The sequence below is a fragment of the Mycolicibacterium fallax genome, assembly GCF_010726955.1.
GTDB lineage: Bacteria > Actinomycetota > Actinomycetes > Mycobacteriales > Mycobacteriaceae > Mycobacterium > Mycobacterium fallax.
Map to the genome: position 1 here is coordinate 1487366 of NZ_AP022603.1, position 17852 is coordinate 1505217.

A 17852-nucleotide genomic window follows, 5' to 3' on the forward strand; every position below is an offset into this window, starting at 1 on the left:
TTGGCCACAGCGGGGCCCGTCTACGCCGGGCTCAGGCGGTCAGATCGTCCCCGGAGGCCTGCTGCAGCAGGCTGCGCCGGTAGGACTCCATCGCCACCAGGTCACCGAACAGCTCGTGATACTCCTCGCTGTCCTCGATCGGCGACATCCGCTGCAGCTTGGACTTCATCTCGGCGATCTGGCGTCCCACCCAGACCTCCTGCAGGCGCGCCAGCACCCCGGAGATGTAGCGCGGCAGCTTCGCCTCGTCGACGTTGATGCTCTCCACCCCGAGCTCGCTGACCAGCGCGGCGGCCGCCGGCGCGGCGGTCTGCGCCCGAACCTGCTCGATCCAGGTCGGCCCGGACTCCCCCGCGGAGCTGCCGCCGGCGGCCACAATCGCGGTGCGGACCGCCAGGTAGCCGGGGTGGGTGAAGCTGTCGGCGTCCAGCGAGTCGAAGACCGGGCCGGCCAGACCCGGGTACTGCAGCGCGGACTTGAGCGCCTCGCGCTGCGGCCACAGCGTCGGATCCCGCGGGTCCGGGCGCCCGGCGGACGGACCGGCCGGACGCTCGGCGACGGTGCCGTCGCGGGCCTCGGCGCGGCCGCCGGCCCGGCCCCGGCCGGACCCGGCGCCCCGGCCGGACGCGGCGGCGCCGGCGCCGCCGCGGGCCACGTCGCGGACCCGCCGGATCACCTGGGCGACGTCGTCCCAGCCAACCCAGCCGGCCAACTGGCGGGCGTACTCGTCGCGCAGCGTCGGATCCTTGATCTGGGCCAGCATCGGCACGCAGCGCCGCAGCGCCGAGACCCGGCCCTCCACGGTGTCCAGGTCGAATTCGGTCAGCGCGGTGCGGATCGCGAACTCGAACAGCGGGGTCCGGCGGGCCACCAGGTCACGCAGCGCCACCTCGCCGTGCGCCAGTCGCAGGTCGCAGGGATCCATCCCGTCGTCGGCCACCGCCACGTAGGACTGCCCGGCCAGGTTCTGCTCGCCGCCGAACGCCTTGAGGGCGGCCGCGCGGCCCGCGGCGTCCCCGTCGAACACATAGATCAGTTCACCGCGGAAGAAGCTGTCATCCATCATCAGCCGGCGCAGCATCGACAGGTGCTCGTCGCCGAAGGCGGTGCCGCAGGACGCGACCGCCGTCGTCACCCCGGACAGGTGCATGGCCATCACGTCGGTGTAGCCCTCCACCACCACCGCCTGATGCCCCTTGGCGATGTCGCGTTTGGCCAGGTCGATGCCGAACAGCACGTTGGACTTCTTGTACAGCACCGTCTCGGGGGTGTTGACGTACTTGGCCTCCATCGGGTCGTCGTCGTAGAGCCGGCGGGCCCCGAAGCCGAGCACCTCCCCCGACGAGCCCCGGATCGGCCACAGCAGTCGGCGGTGGAAACGGTCCATCGGGCCGCGCCGGCCCTCCCGGGACAGGCCCGCGGCCTCCAGTTCCTTGAACTCGAATCCCTTGCGCAGCAAGTGTTTTGTCAGCCGGTCCCAGCCCGAGGGGGCATAGCCGCAGCCGAACTGGTGGGCCGCGGCGGCATCGAAGTTGCGGTCGGTGAGGTACTTGCGCGCGGTGGCGGCCTCCTCCGAGCCGAGCTCGCCGGCGTAGAACTCGGCGGCGGCGGCGTTGGCGGCGATCAGCCGGCTGCGGCTGCCCCGATCGCGCTGCACATTGGTCGCCGAGGCACCGGTGTAGGTGATGGTGTGCCCGACCCGGTCGGCCAGCAGTTCCACCGCCTCGACGAAGCTGACGTGCTCGATCTTCTGCAGGAAGGCATAGACGTCGCCGCCCTCCCCGCAGCCGAAGCAGTGGAAGTGCCCGTGGTTGGGCCGGACGTGAAACGACGGGGACTTCTCGTCGTGGAACGGACACAGCCCCTTCATCGAGTCCGCGCCGGCCCGGCGCAATTGCACGTAATCGCCGACCACGTCCTCGATGCGGACCTTCTCACGGATCGCCGCGATGTCGCGATCGGAGATACGGCCTGCCATGGCGACAGTCTAGGACCCGGGCCCGGATCGGAAACCGCCGTGCTGAACACCCCCTACGCTGTCGAGGATGACCTACCCCGCCGCGCCCCCGGCGCCGCCGCTGCCCCGCTGGTGGCGGTGGGCGATGACGGTGCCGACGGTGGCCGCCGGACTGGCCATCCTGGCACTGCTGGCGGCGGTGCTGGGGCTGGGTGAACCGCTGCTCATCCTGCTGTTCGCGGGCTGCGCGCTGGTCGGCTGCGGGCTGGCCTGGCTGATTCTCACCATCCTCGGGCTGCTGCGCCACCCGGGGCGACGCCATCGCGTGCTGACCCGCGCCCTGCCCGCGGTGCTGATCGTCGCGGTCGCGCTGCCGGCCCTGGCCGCCGTCCCACGCCTGCGGTGGTCACTGTCGCGCGCCGCGATGGAGCGCGCCGCCACCGAGTGCCCGCAGACCTCGTCGCCGCGCTGGGTCGGCACCATCCGGCTGGCGAAGATCCATCGGATGGCCGGCAGCTGCTACCTGTTCGAGGCCGGCTCGTTTCTGACCGAGACCGGTTGGGTGCTGCTGCCGGCGGCGCCCCCGAACCGCCGGGGACCGGCATGACCTACCGGCACCTGGAGGGCCACTGGTACCGGTTCTCCTGGGATCCGTTCTGAGTCCGGCGCTCAGCTGATCAGGATGTGCTCCAGCCGGGTCTCGGTGTACGACGCGATCTGGTCGACGATCACCCGGTGCCGGGCACCGTCGTCGGCGGCGTCGTCGAACATCGGCACCAGCAGCGGATCCAGCCCGCGCGGCGCCTGCGAGACCAGAAATTCATAGACCGCGGCGATCCGTTCACGCTGCACCCGCTGGATCGCCAGGTGCCGCGGATCGCTCATGATGAACTGCAGCGCAAGGGTTTTGAGCGCCGCGACCTCGGCGCGCACCACCGGCGGAACCTCCAGATCGGCGTCGTAGCGGCGCAGCGGGCCCGGCCCGACCACCTCACGGGTCGCGCCGATCGCGGCGTTGGCGAACCGGCCGACCAGCTCCGAGGTCAACCGCTTGAGCGCGCCGGCGGCCCGCTGGGTGCCGTCGTAGCGGCCGACCCCGGCGACCACCGGCATCTTCGAGAGCCGGTCGGCGGCGGCCAGCAGGTCGTCGTAGTCGGCGCCGTGCGTGGAGTCACCCAGATCCGCCAGCGCCGCGGCGGCGTCCGGGTCGGCCAGCACCCGCAGGTCGATCCGCCCGGAGATGACGCCGTCCTCCACGTCGTGCACCGAGTAGGCGACGTCGTCGGCCCAGTCCATCACCTGTGCCTCCAGGCACGGCCACGCCGACGGCGCCCCGTCGCGCACCCAGCGGGCCGCCGGCAGGTCATCGTCGTAGAAGGCGAACTTGGTCGGGCCGGCGCGGCCCGGCTCGCGCGGCCACGGGTACTTGGTGACGGCGTCCAGGGCCGCGCGGGTCAGGTTCAGCCCCGCCGAGCGGCCGTCCGGGCCGAACACCTTGGGCTCCAGCCGGGTCAGGATGCGGAAATTCTGCGCATTGCCCTCGAAGCCGCCGTAGTCGACGGCCAGCCGGTTGAGTTCACGTTCGCCGTTGTGACCGTACGGCGGGTGCCCGATGTCGTGGGCCAGCCCGGCCAGGTCCACCAGGTCCGCGTCGCAGCCCAGCCCGACCGCCATGCCGCGACCAATCTGGGCCACCTCCAGGGAATGGGTCAGCCGGGTGCGCGGGGTGTCGCCCTCGCGCGGGCCGACGACCTGGGTCTTGTCGGCCAGCCGGCGCAGCGCCGCGCAGTGCAGCACCCGGGCCCGGTCCCGGGCGAAGTCGCCGCGCCGCTGATTTCCGGTGCCGGGCAGCCCGGCGGCCTTGGGCGCCTCGGCGACCAGCCGCTGCCGGTCGGCGTCGGTGTAGTGATCCTGGATGTCGGTGTTCACAGTGGCCTCAGTCTGCCAGCGGCCTAGATTTGTCCCATGCCTATCCCCCGACTGCTGGGTGCCCTGCTGGCCGTGCTGATGACCGCACTGCTGATCGCGCCGAGTGCCTCAGCCGAACCGCCGCTGCGGACGCAGACCCAGATCACCGATTCCGCCGGAGTGCTCTCGGCCGCCGACCAGGTCCGGGTGCAGGCGTCGCTGGACCGGCTGTTCGACAAGACCGGCATCAAGCTGTGGGTGGTCTACGTCGACGACTTCGACGGCAAGGGCTGGATGGCCTGGGCGGAGCGGACCGAGCGGCTCTCGGACTTCGGCAACGACGACGCGCTGCTGGCGATCGCGGTCAAGGACCGGGCCTTCGCGTTCAACGTCGACCCGGCGCTGACCAACAACAGCTCCAAGCTGCGCGACGACGTGCGGCGCGACCGCGTCGAACCGGCGCTGCGCGGCGGCGACTGGGCCGGCGCGGCGATCGGCGCGGCCGACGGCCTGGCCGCCGGGAAATCCGCCGGCACCGGCGGCGCCGGGATGTCGCTGACCTCGGTGCTGGTCATCCTCGGGATCCTGGTGCTGCTGGCCGCCCTGACCTGGGGGTGGCTGCGCGTGCGGGGCCGACGCCGTCGTCGCGACGAACTGGCCGCCGCCCGGCGGGTGGACCCGACCGACCCGGCCGCGCTGGCCCCGCTGTCCCTGGACGCCCTCGACGGGCTGTCCCGCGACATCGTCGTCGACGTCGACAACGCGGTACGCACCAGCGAACACGAACTCACCCTGGCCACCGACGAGTTCGGCGCGACCCGCACCGCGCCGTTCCGCGACGCCGTCGAGACCGCGAAAACCGCGCTGGCCCAAGCGTTCACCGTGCGCCAGACCCTCGACGACAGCGTTCCGGAGACGCCGCTGCAGCAGCGCGATCTGCTGAACCGGGTGATCATCGCGGCCGCGCGCGCCGACCGGGAGCTCGAAGCCCAGACCGCCGCGTTCGAGGAACTGCGCAACCTGCTGATCAACGCCCCGGACCGGCTCGACGCGCTGACCCGCGAGACCGTCGCGCTGACCGCCCGGCTGGAGCCGGCCGCGATCACCCTCGACGATCTGCACCGGCAGTACTCCGACACCGCGCTGGCCTCGGTCGCCGGCAACGTCACCGAGGCCCGCGACCGGGTGGCCTTCGCCGACGCCACCATCGCCACCGGCCGCGCCCAGCTGAGCCGGCCGGCCGGCGACCAGAGCGAGTTGATCGACACCATCCACGCCGCCGAGGGGGCCCTCGGGCAGGCCGCCACCCTGCTCGACGCGGTCGACTCGGCCGCCTCCGACATCAACCGGGCGATCACCGCGCTGCCCGCCGGAATCGTCGACATCGGCCGCGGCATCGACGCCGCGGCCGCCCAGCTGGCCGCACCGGACACCCCGCGCGCCGACGAGCTGCGGGCCGCGCGCGAGGCCGCCGTCGCCGCCGTCGCCGACGCCGGGGCCCGCGGCGAGGGCGACCCGCTCGGGGTGTTCGGCCGGCTGACCGCCGCCGACGCCACGCTGGACCAGATCCTGGCCGCCGTCGACGCGCAGCGCGCCGAGACCGAGCAGCAGGCCCGGATCCTGGAGCAGGCGCTGTTCACCGCGAGCTCGCGGGTCAAGGCGGTCTCGGACTTCGTCGACACCCGCCGCGGCAGTATCGGGCCCGAGGCCCGCACCCGGCTGGCCGAGGCAACCCGTCAGCTGGAGGCCGCCCAGGCCAAGCGGGCCGGCAACCCCGGCGAGGCGATCGCGCACGCCAACGGGGCCTCCACGCTGGCCGCCCAGGCCCAGGCGCTGGCCAACGACGACGTGCGGGCCAGCCAGCAGCACTACTACGGTGGCGGCGGCCGGCCGGGATCCGGCGGCTCGGACATCGGCTCGATGATCGGCGGCATCATCATCGGCAGCATGATGCGCGGCGGCGGTGGCAGCTGGGGCGGTTCCTGGGGCGGGGGCCGGTCGGCCGGGCGGCCGGGCTCCTACGGCGGCGCGTCCCGCTCATCGGGCAACCGGTACAGCGGCGGGCGGTTCTAGCGGCTCGTCGTCTAGCAGCCCTTCAGCCGGGCGGCGAGGTAGTCCGACACCGACCCGAGCGCGACCCGCTCCTGGGTCATCGCGTCGCGCTCGCGGATGGTGACCGCCTGGTCCTCCAGCGAATCGAAGTCCACGGTGATGCAGTACGGGGTGCCGATCTCGTCCTGGCGGCGGTACCGGCGGCCGATCGCACCGGCGTCGTCGAACTCGATGTTCCAGTACTGGCGCAGTTCGGCGGCCAGGTCCCGGGCCTTCGGCGACAGGTCGGCGTGCCGGGACAGCGGCAGCACCGCGGCCTTGACCGGGGCCAGCCGCGGGTCCAGCCGCAGCACGGTGCGCTTGTCCACCCCGCCCTTGGCGTTGGGGGCCTCGTCCTCGTGGTACGCGTCGACCAGGAACGCCATGAACGAGCGGGTCAGCCCGGCTGCCGGCTCGATCACGTACGGCACGTAGCGGGTGTCGGCGGCCTGGTCGTAGTAGGACAGGTCGTTGCCGGAGTGCTTCGAATGCGTGGTCAGGTCGAAGTTGGTGCGGTTGGCGATGCCCTCCAGCTCACCCCAGCCGCTGCCGGCGAAGCCGAACATGTACTCGATGTCGACGGTGCCGTCGGAGTAGTGCGACAGCTTCTCCCGCGGGTGGTCGTACAGCCGCAGGTTGTCCCGGTTGATGCCCAGGTCGACGTACCACTGCAGGCGCGTCTCGATCCAGTACTTGTGCCACTCCGGCGCGGTGGACGGCTCGACGAAGAACTCCATCTCCATCTGCTCGAACTCGCGGGTGCGGAAGATGAAGTTGCCGGGGGTGATCTCGTTGCGGAAGCTCTTGCCGATCTGGGCGATGCCGAACGGCGGCTTCTTGCGCGAGGTGGTGACCACGTTGGCGAAGTTGACGAAGATGCCCTGGGCGGTCTCCGGGCGCAGGTAGTGCATGCCCTCCTCGGATTCGATCGGTCCGAGGTAGGTCTTGAGCATCATGTTGAACTCGCGCGGTTCGGTCCACTGCCCCTTGGTGCCGCAGTCCGGGCAGACGATCTCCGCCATCGGCACGTCGTCGGGATCGGTGATGGCCGCCTTGGCGCCCTTGCGCGCCAGGTACGCCTCCTGCATGTGGTCCTGGCGGTGCCGCTTGTGGCAGCTCAGGCACTCCACCAGCGGGTCATGGAAGACGTCGACGTGGCCGGAGGCCACCCACACCTCGCGCGGCAGGATGATCGAGGAGTCCAGGCCGACGACGTCGTCGCGGCCGGTGACCATGGCGCGCCACCACTGCCGCTTGACGTTCTCCTTGAGCTCCACCCCGAGCGGGCCGTAGTCCCAGGCTGACTTCGTTCCGCCGTAGATCTCCCCGGACGGGTAGACCAGGCCGCGGCGCTTGGCCAGGTTGACGACGGTGTCGATGACGGACGCCACGATGCTCGGCACTCCTTAGTCAGGGGATGGCAACCCGATCAGCGTAGACGAGCCCGGTTCGGGCCGGCACCGGCGCGCCGCCTTTGACATGCACACCCGTGCATGTTTCAGTAGAGTTGAAAACGATTTCCATTAGCACCGGAGGTGCCGCGGCGATGACGACCGAACACGGACCCGGCCACGGCACCGCGGTTTCCGAGGCCGCCGCGCCCGACCCGGCGCTGCTGGAGGCCGCGGGCGATCTGCTGCGCGCCCTGGCCGCCCCGGTGCGGATCGCCATCGTGCTGCAACTGCACGAGCGCCCGCGCCGCGTGCACGAGTTGGTCAACGCGGTCGCGGTCCCGCAGCCGCTGGTCAGCCAGCACCTGCGGGTGCTCAAGGCCGCCGGGGTGGTGTCGGGCCGGCGGTCCGGCCGCGAAATGGTCTACCACCTGGTCGATCACCACCTGGCCCACATCGTGCTCGACGCCGTCGCGCATGCCGCCGAGGACCACCCGTGACCGCCGCCCGGGTCCGCTCCACCCGGCAGCGGGTGGCGATCGGCGCCCTGCTGGAGCGCACCGAGGAGTTCCGCTCGGCGCAGGAACTGCACGACGAGCTGCGCCGAGCGGGCGAGAACATCGGGCTGACCACCGTCTACCGCACCCTGCAGGCGATGACCGAGGCCAACCAGGTCGACACGCTGCGCACCGACACCGGCGAATCGCTGTACCGGCGCTGCTCCGAGCACCACCATCACCACCTGGTCTGCCGGGCCTGCGGCGCCACCGTCGAGGTCGACGGGCCCGCGGTCGAGGCCTGGGCCGCCGACGTCGCCGCCCGGCACGGGTTTACCGAGGTCACCCACACCCTGGAGATCTTCGGGACCTGCGCCGGCTGCCGGGACTGATCCGGCGCCGGGTCAGCCCAGCAGTTCGCGGCGCAGATCGGCGCCGGCGGCCAGCACCATCAGGATCAGCGTGCGCAGCGCCTCGGCGGACAGTCCCGAACCCGGGAAGTTGTACCGCAGCAGCACGTCGACGACGGTGCCCGCCGCGTCCGGATCGGGGCGCTCGACCGCCGTGACGGTGCCCAGCATGGTCGCGGCGGCCTGCCGCAGCACCGTGTCGCGGGTCTCGGCGGTGTCGGGCAGGTCCCAGGCCAGCGGCTGATTCAGCGACACCATCTCCAGCCCGTCGGCGACGGTCAGCACCCGCAGCGCGGCGACCGCGCCGGCCACCGCAACGGTCAGCGAGCCGTCCGGCTCGGCGGTCACCGTGGCGACCTCGCCGAGCACCTCGGCCAGGGTCTGCGTCAGCTCGCGGTGGGCCACCGGCTCAGGCCCGGCCGAAGCGCCGATTGCGGTGCACGTACTCCTCGCAGGCCGCCCACAGGTCGCGCCGGTCATAGTCCGGCCACAGCTTGTCCTGGAAGACGTACTCGGCGTACGCCGACTGCCAGAGCAGGAAGTTGCTGGCCCGCTGCTCGCCGGAGGTCCGGATGAACAGGTCCACGTCCGGAATGTCGGAGCGGTTGAGGTAGCGGGCGACGGTGTCCTCGTCGACGCGTTCCGGGTCGATCTTGCCGTCGGCGGCCAGCCGGGCGATCTGCCTGGCCGATTCGGCGATCTCGGCGCGACCGCCGTAGTTCACGCAGTAGTTGACGGTGATGACGTCGTTGCTCAGCGTCATGTCCTCGGCGATCTGAAATTCCTTGATCACGCTGCGCCACATCCGCGGCCGCGAGCCCACCCAGCGCATCTTGACGCCCATGATGTCCAGGGCGACCCGGCGGCGGCGCACCACCTCACGGTTGAAGCCCATCAGGAAGCGCACCTCCTCGGCACTGCGCCGCCAGTTCTCGGTGGAGAACGCGTACACCGAGAGGTGCTTGATGCCCAGCTCGATGGCCCCGCAGGTGATGTCGATGAGCACCGCCTCGCCCATCTTGTGCCCCTCGGTGCGGGTCAGACCGCGCTGCTGGGCCCAGCGGCCGTTGCCGTCCATCACCACGGCGACGTGATTGGGCAGCTGACCGGCCGGAATCAGCGGCGCCGAGGCCTTCGACGGGTGCTGCGGCGGGCGCAGCGGACCGCCGCCGGGCACCGTGGGCAACTCCGGGAACAGCACCGGCCAGGTCGAGACATCCGGGAATACCGGGTAGTCCTCAGGCGCCGGCGGCAGCTGCGGAAACCGCGTGGGTTCCCGGTCCCGTTTCAATGCCATGCGCCATATCCTGCCGGACGGATCCGCCATCGCGCAGATCGCCCCGGTCGGCGCGTTCTCCCCGGGTGCGCTCCACCAGCGGCAGGGTGCGCAGCTTGCGTTCCAGATGCCACTGCAGATGCGCGGCCACCAGGCCGCTGGCCTGGCTGCGGTGCGCGGCGGTGACCGGCTCGGTGGCCGCCCAGTCCCCGTCGTGCAGCGCCGCCATCAGCTCCAGCACCTGCAGCGGCGGGGTCGAGGATCCCGACGGCCGGCAGTGCACGCACACGCTGCCGCCCGCGGCGATGTGGAACGCCCGGTGCGGGCCCGGGGTGGCGCAGCGCGCGCATTCGTTGAGCGCCGGCGCCCACCCGGCGATCGACATCGCCCGCAGCAGGTAGGCGTCGAGCACCAGTTCCTTGGGCCGCGACCCGTCGGCGATGGCGCGCAGCGCCCCGACGGTCAGCCGGTGCAGCGCCGGCGCCGGCGCGCGTTCCTCACCGGCGAGCCGCTCGGCGGTCTCCAGGATCGCGCAGGCGCAGGTGTAGCGGCCGTAATCGCTGACGATGTCGGTGGCGAACGCGTCGATGGCCTGCACCTGGGTGACGATGTCCAGGTTGCGCCCGGGATGCAGCTGCACGTCGATGTGGGCGAACGGCTCCAGCCGGGCCCCGAACTTGCTGCGGGTGCGCCGTACCCCCTTGGCGACGGCCCGGACCAGGCCGTGTTCGCGGGTCAGCAGGGTGACGATGCGGTCAGCCTCGCCGAGCTTGTGCTGGCGCAGCACCACCGCCCGATCCCGATACAGCCGCATGGGCAGACAGTCTCGCACCGGGATCGGACAATCGCCGGGATGCGCGCCGGTGGCCTCGGTCACGATTGCCGACCGGACCCCGCCGGCTGGCTAGGCTCGCAGGCATCATGGCAGCGACCAGTTTCCCCACCGTGCACCAGCAGCTGTATCAGCTGGCGGGCGGTCGGCTGACCTCGGTGGAGCTGACCCGCCGCGCGCTGGCGGCCATCGAGGCCAGCCAGCCCCAGCTCAACGCGTTCAAGGTGGTGCTCGCCGAGCCCGCGCTGGCCGCGGCCGCCGACGCCGACGCGCGCCGCGCCCGCGGCGACAGCGGGGCCCTGCTCGGGATCCCGATCGCGGTCAAGGACGACGTCGACGTGGCCGGGGTGCCGACCGCGTTCGGCACCGACGGCTGGGTGCCCCCGGCCGCCGCCGACGCCGAGGTCATCCGCCGGCTGCGCGCGGCGGGCGCGGTGGTCGTCGGCAAGACCAACAGCTGCGAGCTCGGCCAATGGCCGTTCACCAGCGGACCCGGCTTCGGGCACACCCGCAACCCGTGGAATGCCGAGCACACCCCCGGCGGGTCCTCCGGCGGGGCGGCGGCCGCCGTCGCGGCCGGCCTGGTCGCCGCGGCGATCGGCTCCGACGGGGCGGGCAGCGTCCGGATCCCGGCGTCCTGGACCAACCTGGTCGGCATCAAGCCGCAGCGCGGCCGGATCTCCACCTGGCCGCTGGCGGACCCGTTCAACGGCATCACCGTCAACGGGGTGCTGGCCCGCACCGTCGCCGACGCCGCGCTGGTCCTGGACGCGATCTCCGGGTCCGCCGACGGCGACATCCACCGCCCCGAACCGGTCTCGGCCTACGACGGGGTGTCGCAGGCGCCGGGCCCGCTGCGCGTGGCGGTGTCCACCCGGTTCCCGTTCACCGGGTTCCCGGCGCGGCTGGACGACGAGATCGCCCGGGCTCTGCACGCCGTCGCCGATCAGCTCGGGGAACTCGGCCACCAGACCGTGCTGGGCAACCCGGACTACGGGTTGCGACTGTCCTGGAGTTTCCTGGCCCGCTCCACCGCCGGACTGCTGCCGTGGCGGGATCGGCTCGGCGCCGGCATTCGGTGGGACCGCCGCACGCAGTCGAATTTCCGTATCGGACAGGCACTCTCGCAGCGGGTGCTGGATCGGGCCCGTCGCCAGGAGCCGGCGCAGCGGCGCCGGATCGGCCGGATCTTCGATCTGGTCGACGTGGTGCTGGCGCCCACCACCGCGCTGCCGCCGCCGCGGGTGGACGCCTTCGACAACCTGAGCCCGTCGGCCACCGACCGGGCCATCATCGCCGCCTGCCCGGTGTGCTGGCCGTGGAATGCGCTGGGCTGGCCGTCGATCAACATCCCGGCCGGGTTCACCGCCGCCGGGCTGCCGATCGGCGTGCAGCTGATGGGCCCGGCCAACAGCGAGCCGCTGCTGGTGTCCCTGGCGGCGTCGCTGGAGGCGATCGGCGGTTGGGCGAACCGGCAGCCCGAACCGTGGTGGCAGACCCGCTGACCGGGCCCGGGATCAAAACCCCAGTCGGCCAAGCTGTTTGGGATCGCGCTGCCAGTTCTTGGCGACCTTGACCCGCAGGTTCAGGTACACCTTGGTGCCCAGCAGCTTCTCGATCTGGGTGCGCGCGGCGGTGCCGACCTCCCGCAGCCTGGCTCCGCCCTTGCCGATCACGATCCCCTTCTGGCTGTCCCGCTCGACGTAGATCACCGCGTCCACGTCGACCAGCGGCTGGTCCTCGGGCCGGCCGGCCCGCTGCTGGACCTCCTCGATCACCACTGCCAGCGAGTGCGGCAACTCGTCGCGCACGCCCTCCAGGGCGGCCTCCCGGATGAACTCGGCCATCAGGGTTTCCTCGGGCTCGTCGGTGAGTTCACCGTCGGGGTAGAACGCCGGACCCGGTGGCAGCATGCCGGCCAGCACGCCGATGACGACATCGACCTGTTCCCCGGTGGTCGCCGAGACCGGCACGATCTCCTTGGCGTGCTCACCGAATTCCGCGGCCACCGAAGTCAATTGGGCGGCCACCCGGTCCCGGGACACCTTGTCGATCTTGGTGACCAGCACCACCAGCGCGGTGCGCGGGGCGACGTCGCGGATCTGCTGATAGATCCACCGGTCCCCCGGCCCGATCGGCTCATCGGCCGGGATGCACAGCCCGATCACGTCGACCTCGGAGTAGGTGTCGCGGACCAGGTCGTTGAGCCGCTTGCCCAGCAGGGTGCGCGGGCGATGCAGCCCGGGGGTGTCGACCAGGATGATCTGGAAGTCGTCGCGGTGCACGATGCCGCGGATGGTGTGCCGGGTGGTCTGCGGCCGGTTGGAGGTGATCGCAACCTTGGCCCCGACCAGCGCGTTGGTCAGCGTCGACTTCCCGGTGTTCGGCCGGCCGACCAGACACACGAAACCGGAACGGAATTCACTCATCGGGACTCCTCATTCTCATCGGGGATGGCGGCTGCGGGCACCCGGTGGACCAGCACCGTGCGCACCCGCACCCGACCCCGCTGATCCCAGCCCCCTTCGGCGCGCAGCCGCAGCCCGTGGGTGATCACCTCGGCGCCGGGCAGCGGCACCCGGCCCAGGTCGACGGCCAGCAGCCCGCCGACCGAGTCGACCTCCTCGACCAGGTCCTCGTCGAACTCCACGTCGAACAGTTCCCCGAGGTCCTCGACCGGCAGCCGCGCCGACACCCGGTAGCGGTCGGTGCCCAGCCGCTGCACCGGGGCGGTCTCGCCGTCGTCGTACTCGTCGGCGATCTCCCCGACGATCTCCTCCAGGACGTCCTCGATGGTGACCAGCCCGGCGATCGCGCCGTACTCGTCGACCAGCAGCGCCATGTGGTTGCGGGTGCGCTGCATCTCGTGCAGCAGATCGTCCAGCGGTTTGGTGTCGGGCATGAACACCGCCGGGCGCATCACCTCGGCGACGGCGGTGTCGCGGCCGCCGGTGGTGGAGGTGTAGGTGCGCTCCACCAGGTCCTTGAGGTACACCACGCCGAGCACGTCATCGACGTTCTCCCCGATCACCGGGATGCGGGAATGCCCGCTGCGCACCGCCAGCGTGGTGGCCTGCCCGGCGTGCTTGTCCCGCTCGATCCACACCATCTCGGTGCGCGGCACCATCACCTCGCGGGCCACCGTGTCGCCCAACTCGAACACCGACTGGATCATCCGGCGCTCGTCGTCGGCGACCACACCGCGCTGCTGGGCCAGGTCGACGACCTCGCGCAGTTCGATCTCCGAGGCGAACGGCCCATTGCGAAAGCCCCGGCCCGGGGTCAGCGCGTTGCCGAGCAGGATCAGCAGCCGGCTGATCGGCATCAGCAGCACCGAGATCGCCTGCAGCCCAACGGCTGAACCCAACGCGATGGTGTAGGCGTTCTGCCGTCCGACGGTCCGCGGGCCGACCCCAATCAGTACGAAGCTGCTGACCGACATGACCACCGCCGCCAGGATCAGCGCCGGGCCCAGTGGCAGGTGCTGGGCCAAATAGCCCACCAGCAACACGGTGGCGGTGATCTCGCAGACGATCCGCAGCAACACCACCAGGCTGGTATGCCGGGGCCGCTCGGCGATCACCGCGGCCAGCCGCACCGCCCCGGGGCGCTCCTCGCGGACCATCTCGGCGATCCGCGCCATCGACACCGTGTTGATGGCGGCGTCGATGGCCGAGAACAGCCCGCCCAATATGACCAGTACGATCGCGCCGAGCAGCGGCGCAGGCCCGTTCACCGCCCGCTCACAGGCCTTCGGGCCGGCGGTGGAAGTCGCTGGAGCGGTCCAGCAGCCGGCGGTCGCGCTCGACCTGCCGGTCGCGGCGGTGCCGCGCGGCCTGCTCGATGTACCAGTCCTCCAGCAGTTCGCGCTGCAGCGCGAACATCTCCTTCTCTTCCTCCGGCTCGGCGTGGTCGTAGCCGAGCAGGTGCAGCACACCGTGCACGGTGAGCAGGGCCAGCTCGTGGGCCAGCGGGTGCCCGGCCGCGGCGGCCTGGTCGGCGGCGAACTGCGGACACAGCACGATGTCGCCGAGCATCGACGGGCCCGGATCGGGCGCGTCGGGACGGCCGCCGGGCTCCAGCTCGTCCATCGGGAAGCTCATCACGTCGGTCGGGCCCGGCAGGTCCATCCAGCGCACGTGCAGGTCCGCCATCGCCTCGATGTCCAGCAGGATCATCGACAGCTCGGCGCCGGGGTTGACGTCCATCCGGGCCAGCACGAAGCGGGCCACACCGATCAGCTCGTCCTCGGCCACCTCGATGCCGGATTCGTTGGACACCTCGATGGTCACGGCCTGGCCTCCCGGCGGTTGCGCGGCGCGTGCCGACGCTGCGTGCGGTTGGCCGGGCCCTCGGCGCGCGCGTAGGCGTCCACGATGTCGGACACCAGGCTGTGGCGCACCACGTCGGCGCTGGTCAGCTCGGCGAAATGGATGTCGTCGATGCCGTCGAGGATATCCACCGCGGCGCGCAGCCCCGAGCGCGCCCCGCCCGGCAGGTCGACCTGGGTGACGTCGCCGGTGACAACGATCTTGGAGCCGAAGCCCAGCCGGGTGAGGAACATCTTCATCTGCTCGGCGGTGGTGTTCTGCGCCTCGTCGAGGATGATGAACGCATCGTTGAGGGTTCTACCCCGCATGTAGGCCAGCGGCGCCACCTCGATCACCCCGGCGCTCATCAGCTTCGGGATGGCCTCGGCGTCCATCATGTCGTGCAGCGCGTCATACAGCGGGCGCAGGTAGGGGTCGATCTTCTCGCTCAGGGTGCCGGGCAGGAACCCGAGCCGCTCGCCGGCCTCCACCGCCGGGCGGGTCAGGATGATCCGGTTGACCTGCTTGGACCGCAGCGCGTGCACGGCCTTGGCCATCGCCAGGTAGGTCTTGCCGGTGCCGGCCGGGCCGATGCCGAACACGATGGTGTTGGCGTCGATGGCGTCGACATAGTGCTTCTGGTTCAGGGTCTTGGGCCGGATGGTCTTGCCGCGCCGGCTCAGCACGTCCAGGCTCAGCACCTCGGCCGGGGAGGCGTCCCCGGCGTCGGTGACCATGCCCACGCTGCGGCGTACCGCGTCCGGGGTGAGCGGATGTCCGCCGGCGACCAGCGCGATCAACTCGGTGAGCACCCGGTCGGCCAGCGCAACATCGGCGGCGGGGCCGGTCACGGTGAAGGTGTTGCCCCGCACGTGCAGGTCGGCGGCCAGCTGCTGGTCAAGTACCCGCAGGTTCTCGTCGGCGGAGCCGAGCAGCGCGACCACGAGATCGGCGGGCACGTCGATGGTGGTGCGCACGGTGCTGCTATTCGGTTCGCGGGGCGTCACGGTGGCGACTTTTGCCTGTCTTTCGGGGTTTTCCGGTCAGTCAAGTCTACCGCCGGGACCCCACGCGCATCCCGGTGGACCGTGCGCCGGCCGGCGATCGAGCCGTCGCGGCCGAGGGTCTGCACAGATGTCCGCTGGGAGCGCAGCGAAGTGGATAATCCAGCTGGACCCCCTGATTTCACCCCATTTGTGCAGGCTCGAGCCGAGCATCGGCCGCCGCGGCGCTACCGGCCTTGCCCGCGGAGATCCCAGCGGCCGGTCAGCACCCCCAGCGCACCGAGTGCGACCGCCGCGGCAGTCGAGGTGCGCAGCACCGTCGGTCCCAGCCGGACCGGGCGGGCACCGGCGGCGGTCAGGGTGGCCAGCTCGTCGGCGCCGATGCCGCCCTCCGGGCCGACAATCAGGGTGATCGCGCTCGCCGCGCCGGGATCGAGGTCGGCCAGCGGAACCGCGGACTCCTCGTGCAGCACCAGCGCCAACGCATCGGACGAAGCGATCCGGGCGGCCAGCTCGGTCGTGCCGAGCACCCCCTCGACCGGCGGGACCCAGGCCCGGCGGGACTGCCGGGCGGCCGCGCGGGCCACCGCCGACCAGCGCCGCAGCCCCTTGTCGGCGCGTGGTCCGTCCCAGCGGGCCACGCAGCGGGCGGCCTGCCAGGCCACGAACGCGTCGGCGCCGGCCTCGGTGGCCAGCTCGACGGCCAGCTCGGAGCGCTCCGATTTCGGCAGCGCCTGCACCACGGTGACCGGTGGCTGCGGGGCCGGGACGAACCGGGGGTGCTCAACCAGCGCGGTCAGGTCCTTCTTGTTGACCTCGGTGACCACGCAGTCGGCGACGGCGCCTGCCCCGTCGCCGAGCACGATCGCCTCGCCCACCCGAATGCGCCGCACCGAGGCGGCGTGGAAGCCCTCATCGCCGTCGAGCAGCACCGAGCCGCCCGCCCCGGGCAGCGCCGGAACGTAGAAGACCGGTTTGGACACGGCCTCAGCGGCCGCTGAAGGTCTCGCGCAGCCGGCTGAAGATGCCGCCGCCGTTGTGCCCCGACGCCTCGGTCTGGGTCGAGGTGACCGCGGTGTCCTCGCCGCGGTTGTGCTTGAGCTCGGTCAGCAGCTCGACGTCGCGCGGATCCAGCCGGGTGGGCACCAGCACGTTGACGTGCGCGTGCAGGTCCCCGCGCACCCCGGAACGCAGGTGCGGCATGCCGTGCCCGCGCAGCGTCAGCACCGAGCCGGGCTGGGTGCCCGCGGCGACGGTGAACTCGGTCGGGCCGTCCAGGATGGCGTCGACGGTGACGGTGGCGCCGAGCGCGGCGTCAACCATCGGGACGTCGATCGTGCAGTGCAGGTCGTCACCGTCGCGGACGAAGATGTCGTGCGGCTTCTCGTGGACCTCGACGTACAGGTCACCGGCCGGGCCGCCGCCGGGACCGACCTCGCCCTGGGCGGCCAGCCGGATCCGCATGCCCTCGCCGACGCCGGCGGGCACCTTGACGCTGATCTCCCGGCGGGCCCGCACCCGGCCGTCGCCGCCACAGCTGTGGCAGGGGTCCAGGATCACCTCGCCGACCCCGCGGCAGGTCGGGCACGGCCGCGACGTCATCACCTGGCCGAGCAGCGAACGCTGCACGCTCTGCACCTCGCCGCGGCCACCGCAGGTGTCGCAGCTGCTGGGCCGGGAATCGCCGTGGGTGCCGCGGCCCTGGCAGCGGTCGCACAGGATGGCGGTGTCGACGGTCACCTGCTTGGTCACCCCGGTCGCGCATTCGGTGAGATCGAGCCGCACCCGCAGCAGCGAATCCGAGCCGGGCCGGACCCGGCCGATCGGCCCGCGCGAACCGGTGCCGCCGCCGAAGAACGCCTCGAACACGTCCCCGAGCCCGCCGAAGCCGGCGAAGCCGCCGCCGCCACCACCGGCGCCCGCGCTCTCCATCGGGTCGCCGCCGAGGTCGACGATGCGGCGCTTCTCCGGGTCGGTGAGCACCTCGTAGGCGACCGAGATCTCCTTGAACATGGCCTGGGCCTGCTCGTCGGGGTTGATGTCGGGATGCAGTTCGCGGGCCAGCTTGCGGTAGGCGCGCTTGAGCTCCGCATCGCTGGCGTCCTTGGTCACCCCGAGCAGACCGTAGTAATCCCGTGCCACGCTTTTCTCCACGCCCTCGCAATACCGGGCCCGG

At 71.9% G+C, this 17852-nt stretch carries 17 protein-coding genes; 5 read left to right on the plus strand and 12 right to left on the minus strand.

The window, feature by feature from the left end:
• Positions 1 to 31: 31 nt before the first annotated feature.
• Positions 32 to 1978, minus strand: a complete 1947-nt coding sequence (dnaG, locus tag G6N10_RS07055; RefSeq protein WP_085100539.1) for a DNA primase — start codon at positions 1976 to 1978, stop codon at positions 32 to 34.
• A gap of 67 nt (positions 1979 to 2045) precedes the next feature.
• Between dnaG and G6N10_RS07060 the strand changes: the two genes are divergently transcribed.
• Positions 2046 to 2564: a hypothetical protein gene (locus G6N10_RS07060; protein ID WP_085100536.1), complete on the plus strand. Its 519-nt coding sequence runs from the start codon at positions 2046 to 2048 to the stop codon at positions 2562 to 2564.
• 62 nt (positions 2565 to 2626) lie between these two features.
• On the opposite strand, the gene G6N10_RS07065 is transcribed toward G6N10_RS07060, so the two are convergent.
• The gene (locus G6N10_RS07065; RefSeq protein WP_085100533.1) at positions 2627 to 3886 is read right to left on the minus strand and encodes a deoxyguanosinetriphosphate triphosphohydrolase; all 1260 of its coding nucleotides are present in this window, start codon (positions 3884 to 3886) and stop codon (positions 2627 to 2629) included.
• Between the two features lie 36 nt (positions 3887 to 3922).
• Between G6N10_RS07065 and G6N10_RS07070 the strand changes: the two genes are divergently transcribed.
• Complete coding sequence (locus tag G6N10_RS07070) at positions 3923 to 5938, plus strand: TPM domain-containing protein (protein WP_085100529.1); 2016 nt, start codon at positions 3923 to 3925, stop codon at positions 5936 to 5938.
• Positions 5939 to 5949: 11 nt separating this feature from the next.
• Here the strand turns inward: G6N10_RS07070 and G6N10_RS07075 are convergent, their stop codons facing one another.
• Positions 5950 to 7347: a glycine--tRNA ligase gene (locus G6N10_RS07075; protein WP_085100814.1), complete on the minus strand. Its 1398-nt coding sequence runs from the start codon at positions 7345 to 7347 to the stop codon at positions 5950 to 5952.
• 155 nt (positions 7348 to 7502) lie between these two features.
• Between G6N10_RS07075 and G6N10_RS07080 the strand changes: the two genes are divergently transcribed.
• Positions 7503 to 7847 carry an ArsR/SmtB family transcription factor gene (locus G6N10_RS07080; protein ID WP_085100525.1) on the plus strand — a complete coding sequence of 115 codons (345 nt, stop codon included), beginning with the start codon at positions 7503 to 7505 and terminating at the stop codon, positions 7845 to 7847.
• On the plus strand, positions 7844 to 8236 hold the full coding sequence (locus tag G6N10_RS07085; RefSeq protein WP_085100522.1) for a Fur family transcriptional regulator: 393 nt from the start codon (positions 7844 to 7846) through the stop codon (positions 8234 to 8236). The genes G6N10_RS07080 and G6N10_RS07085 overlap by 4 nt, the downstream gene beginning before the upstream one ends.
• Before the next feature lie 12 nt (positions 8237 to 8248).
• Here the strand turns inward: G6N10_RS07085 and G6N10_RS07090 are convergent, their stop codons facing one another.
• From G6N10_RS07090 to recO, 3 genes are read right to left on the minus strand one after another with little or no spacing between them, the layout of a single operon-like run.
• Positions 8249 to 8659: a hypothetical protein gene (locus tag G6N10_RS07090; RefSeq protein WP_085100519.1), complete on the minus strand. Its 411-nt coding sequence runs from the start codon at positions 8657 to 8659 to the stop codon at positions 8249 to 8251.
• A 4-nt stretch (positions 8660 to 8663) separates the two neighbouring features.
• The gene (locus G6N10_RS07095) at positions 8664 to 9551 is read right to left on the minus strand and encodes a decaprenyl diphosphate synthase (RefSeq protein WP_085100516.1); all 888 of its coding nucleotides are present in this window, start codon (positions 9549 to 9551) and stop codon (positions 8664 to 8666) included.
• Entirely contained in the window at positions 9493 to 10344 is an 852-nt protein-coding gene (gene recO / locus G6N10_RS07100) for a DNA repair protein RecO (RefSeq protein ID WP_085100811.1), read from the minus strand. Before recO ends, G6N10_RS07095 begins: the two co-directional genes overlap by 59 nt.
• 107 nt (positions 10345 to 10451) lie before the next feature.
• Between recO and G6N10_RS07105 the strand changes: the two genes are divergently transcribed.
• Positions 10452 to 11867: an amidase gene (locus tag G6N10_RS07105; RefSeq protein WP_085100513.1), complete on the plus strand. Its 1416-nt coding sequence runs from the start codon at positions 10452 to 10454 to the stop codon at positions 11865 to 11867.
• A 12-nt stretch (positions 11868 to 11879) separates the two neighbouring features.
• Here the strand turns inward: G6N10_RS07105 and era are convergent, their stop codons facing one another.
• The 6 genes from era to dnaJ all read right to left on the minus strand — a co-directional run bounded on the left by era (position 11880) and on the right by dnaJ (position 17818).
• Positions 11880 to 12791, minus strand: a complete 912-nt coding sequence (gene era / locus G6N10_RS07110; RefSeq protein ID WP_085100510.1) for a GTPase Era — start codon at positions 12789 to 12791, stop codon at positions 11880 to 11882.
• Entirely contained in the window at positions 12788 to 14098 is a 1311-nt protein-coding gene (locus G6N10_RS07115) for a hemolysin family protein (RefSeq protein ID WP_085100507.1), read from the minus strand. The genes era and G6N10_RS07115 overlap by 4 nt, the downstream gene beginning before the upstream one ends.
• Before the next feature lie 7 nt (positions 14099 to 14105).
• Positions 14106 to 14654 carry an rRNA maturation RNase YbeY gene (ybeY, locus tag G6N10_RS07120; protein WP_085100504.1) on the minus strand — a complete coding sequence of 183 codons (549 nt, stop codon included), beginning with the start codon at positions 14652 to 14654 and terminating at the stop codon, positions 14106 to 14108.
• Positions 14651 to 15679, minus strand: coding sequence for a PhoH family protein (locus G6N10_RS07125; RefSeq protein ID WP_085100502.1), 1029 nt, complete (start codon positions 15677 to 15679; stop codon positions 14651 to 14653). The genes ybeY and G6N10_RS07125 overlap by 4 nt, the downstream gene beginning before the upstream one ends.
• Positions 15680 to 15903: 224 nt before the next feature.
• On the minus strand, positions 15904 to 16659 hold the full coding sequence (locus G6N10_RS07130; RefSeq protein ID WP_085100499.1) for a 16S rRNA (uracil(1498)-N(3))-methyltransferase: 756 nt from the start codon (positions 16657 to 16659) through the stop codon (positions 15904 to 15906).
• Between the two features lie 4 nt (positions 16660 to 16663).
• Positions 16664 to 17818: a molecular chaperone DnaJ gene (dnaJ, locus tag G6N10_RS07135; RefSeq protein ID WP_085100808.1), complete on the minus strand. Its 1155-nt coding sequence runs from the start codon at positions 17816 to 17818 to the stop codon at positions 16664 to 16666.
• Positions 17819 to 17852: the final 34 nt, after the last annotated feature.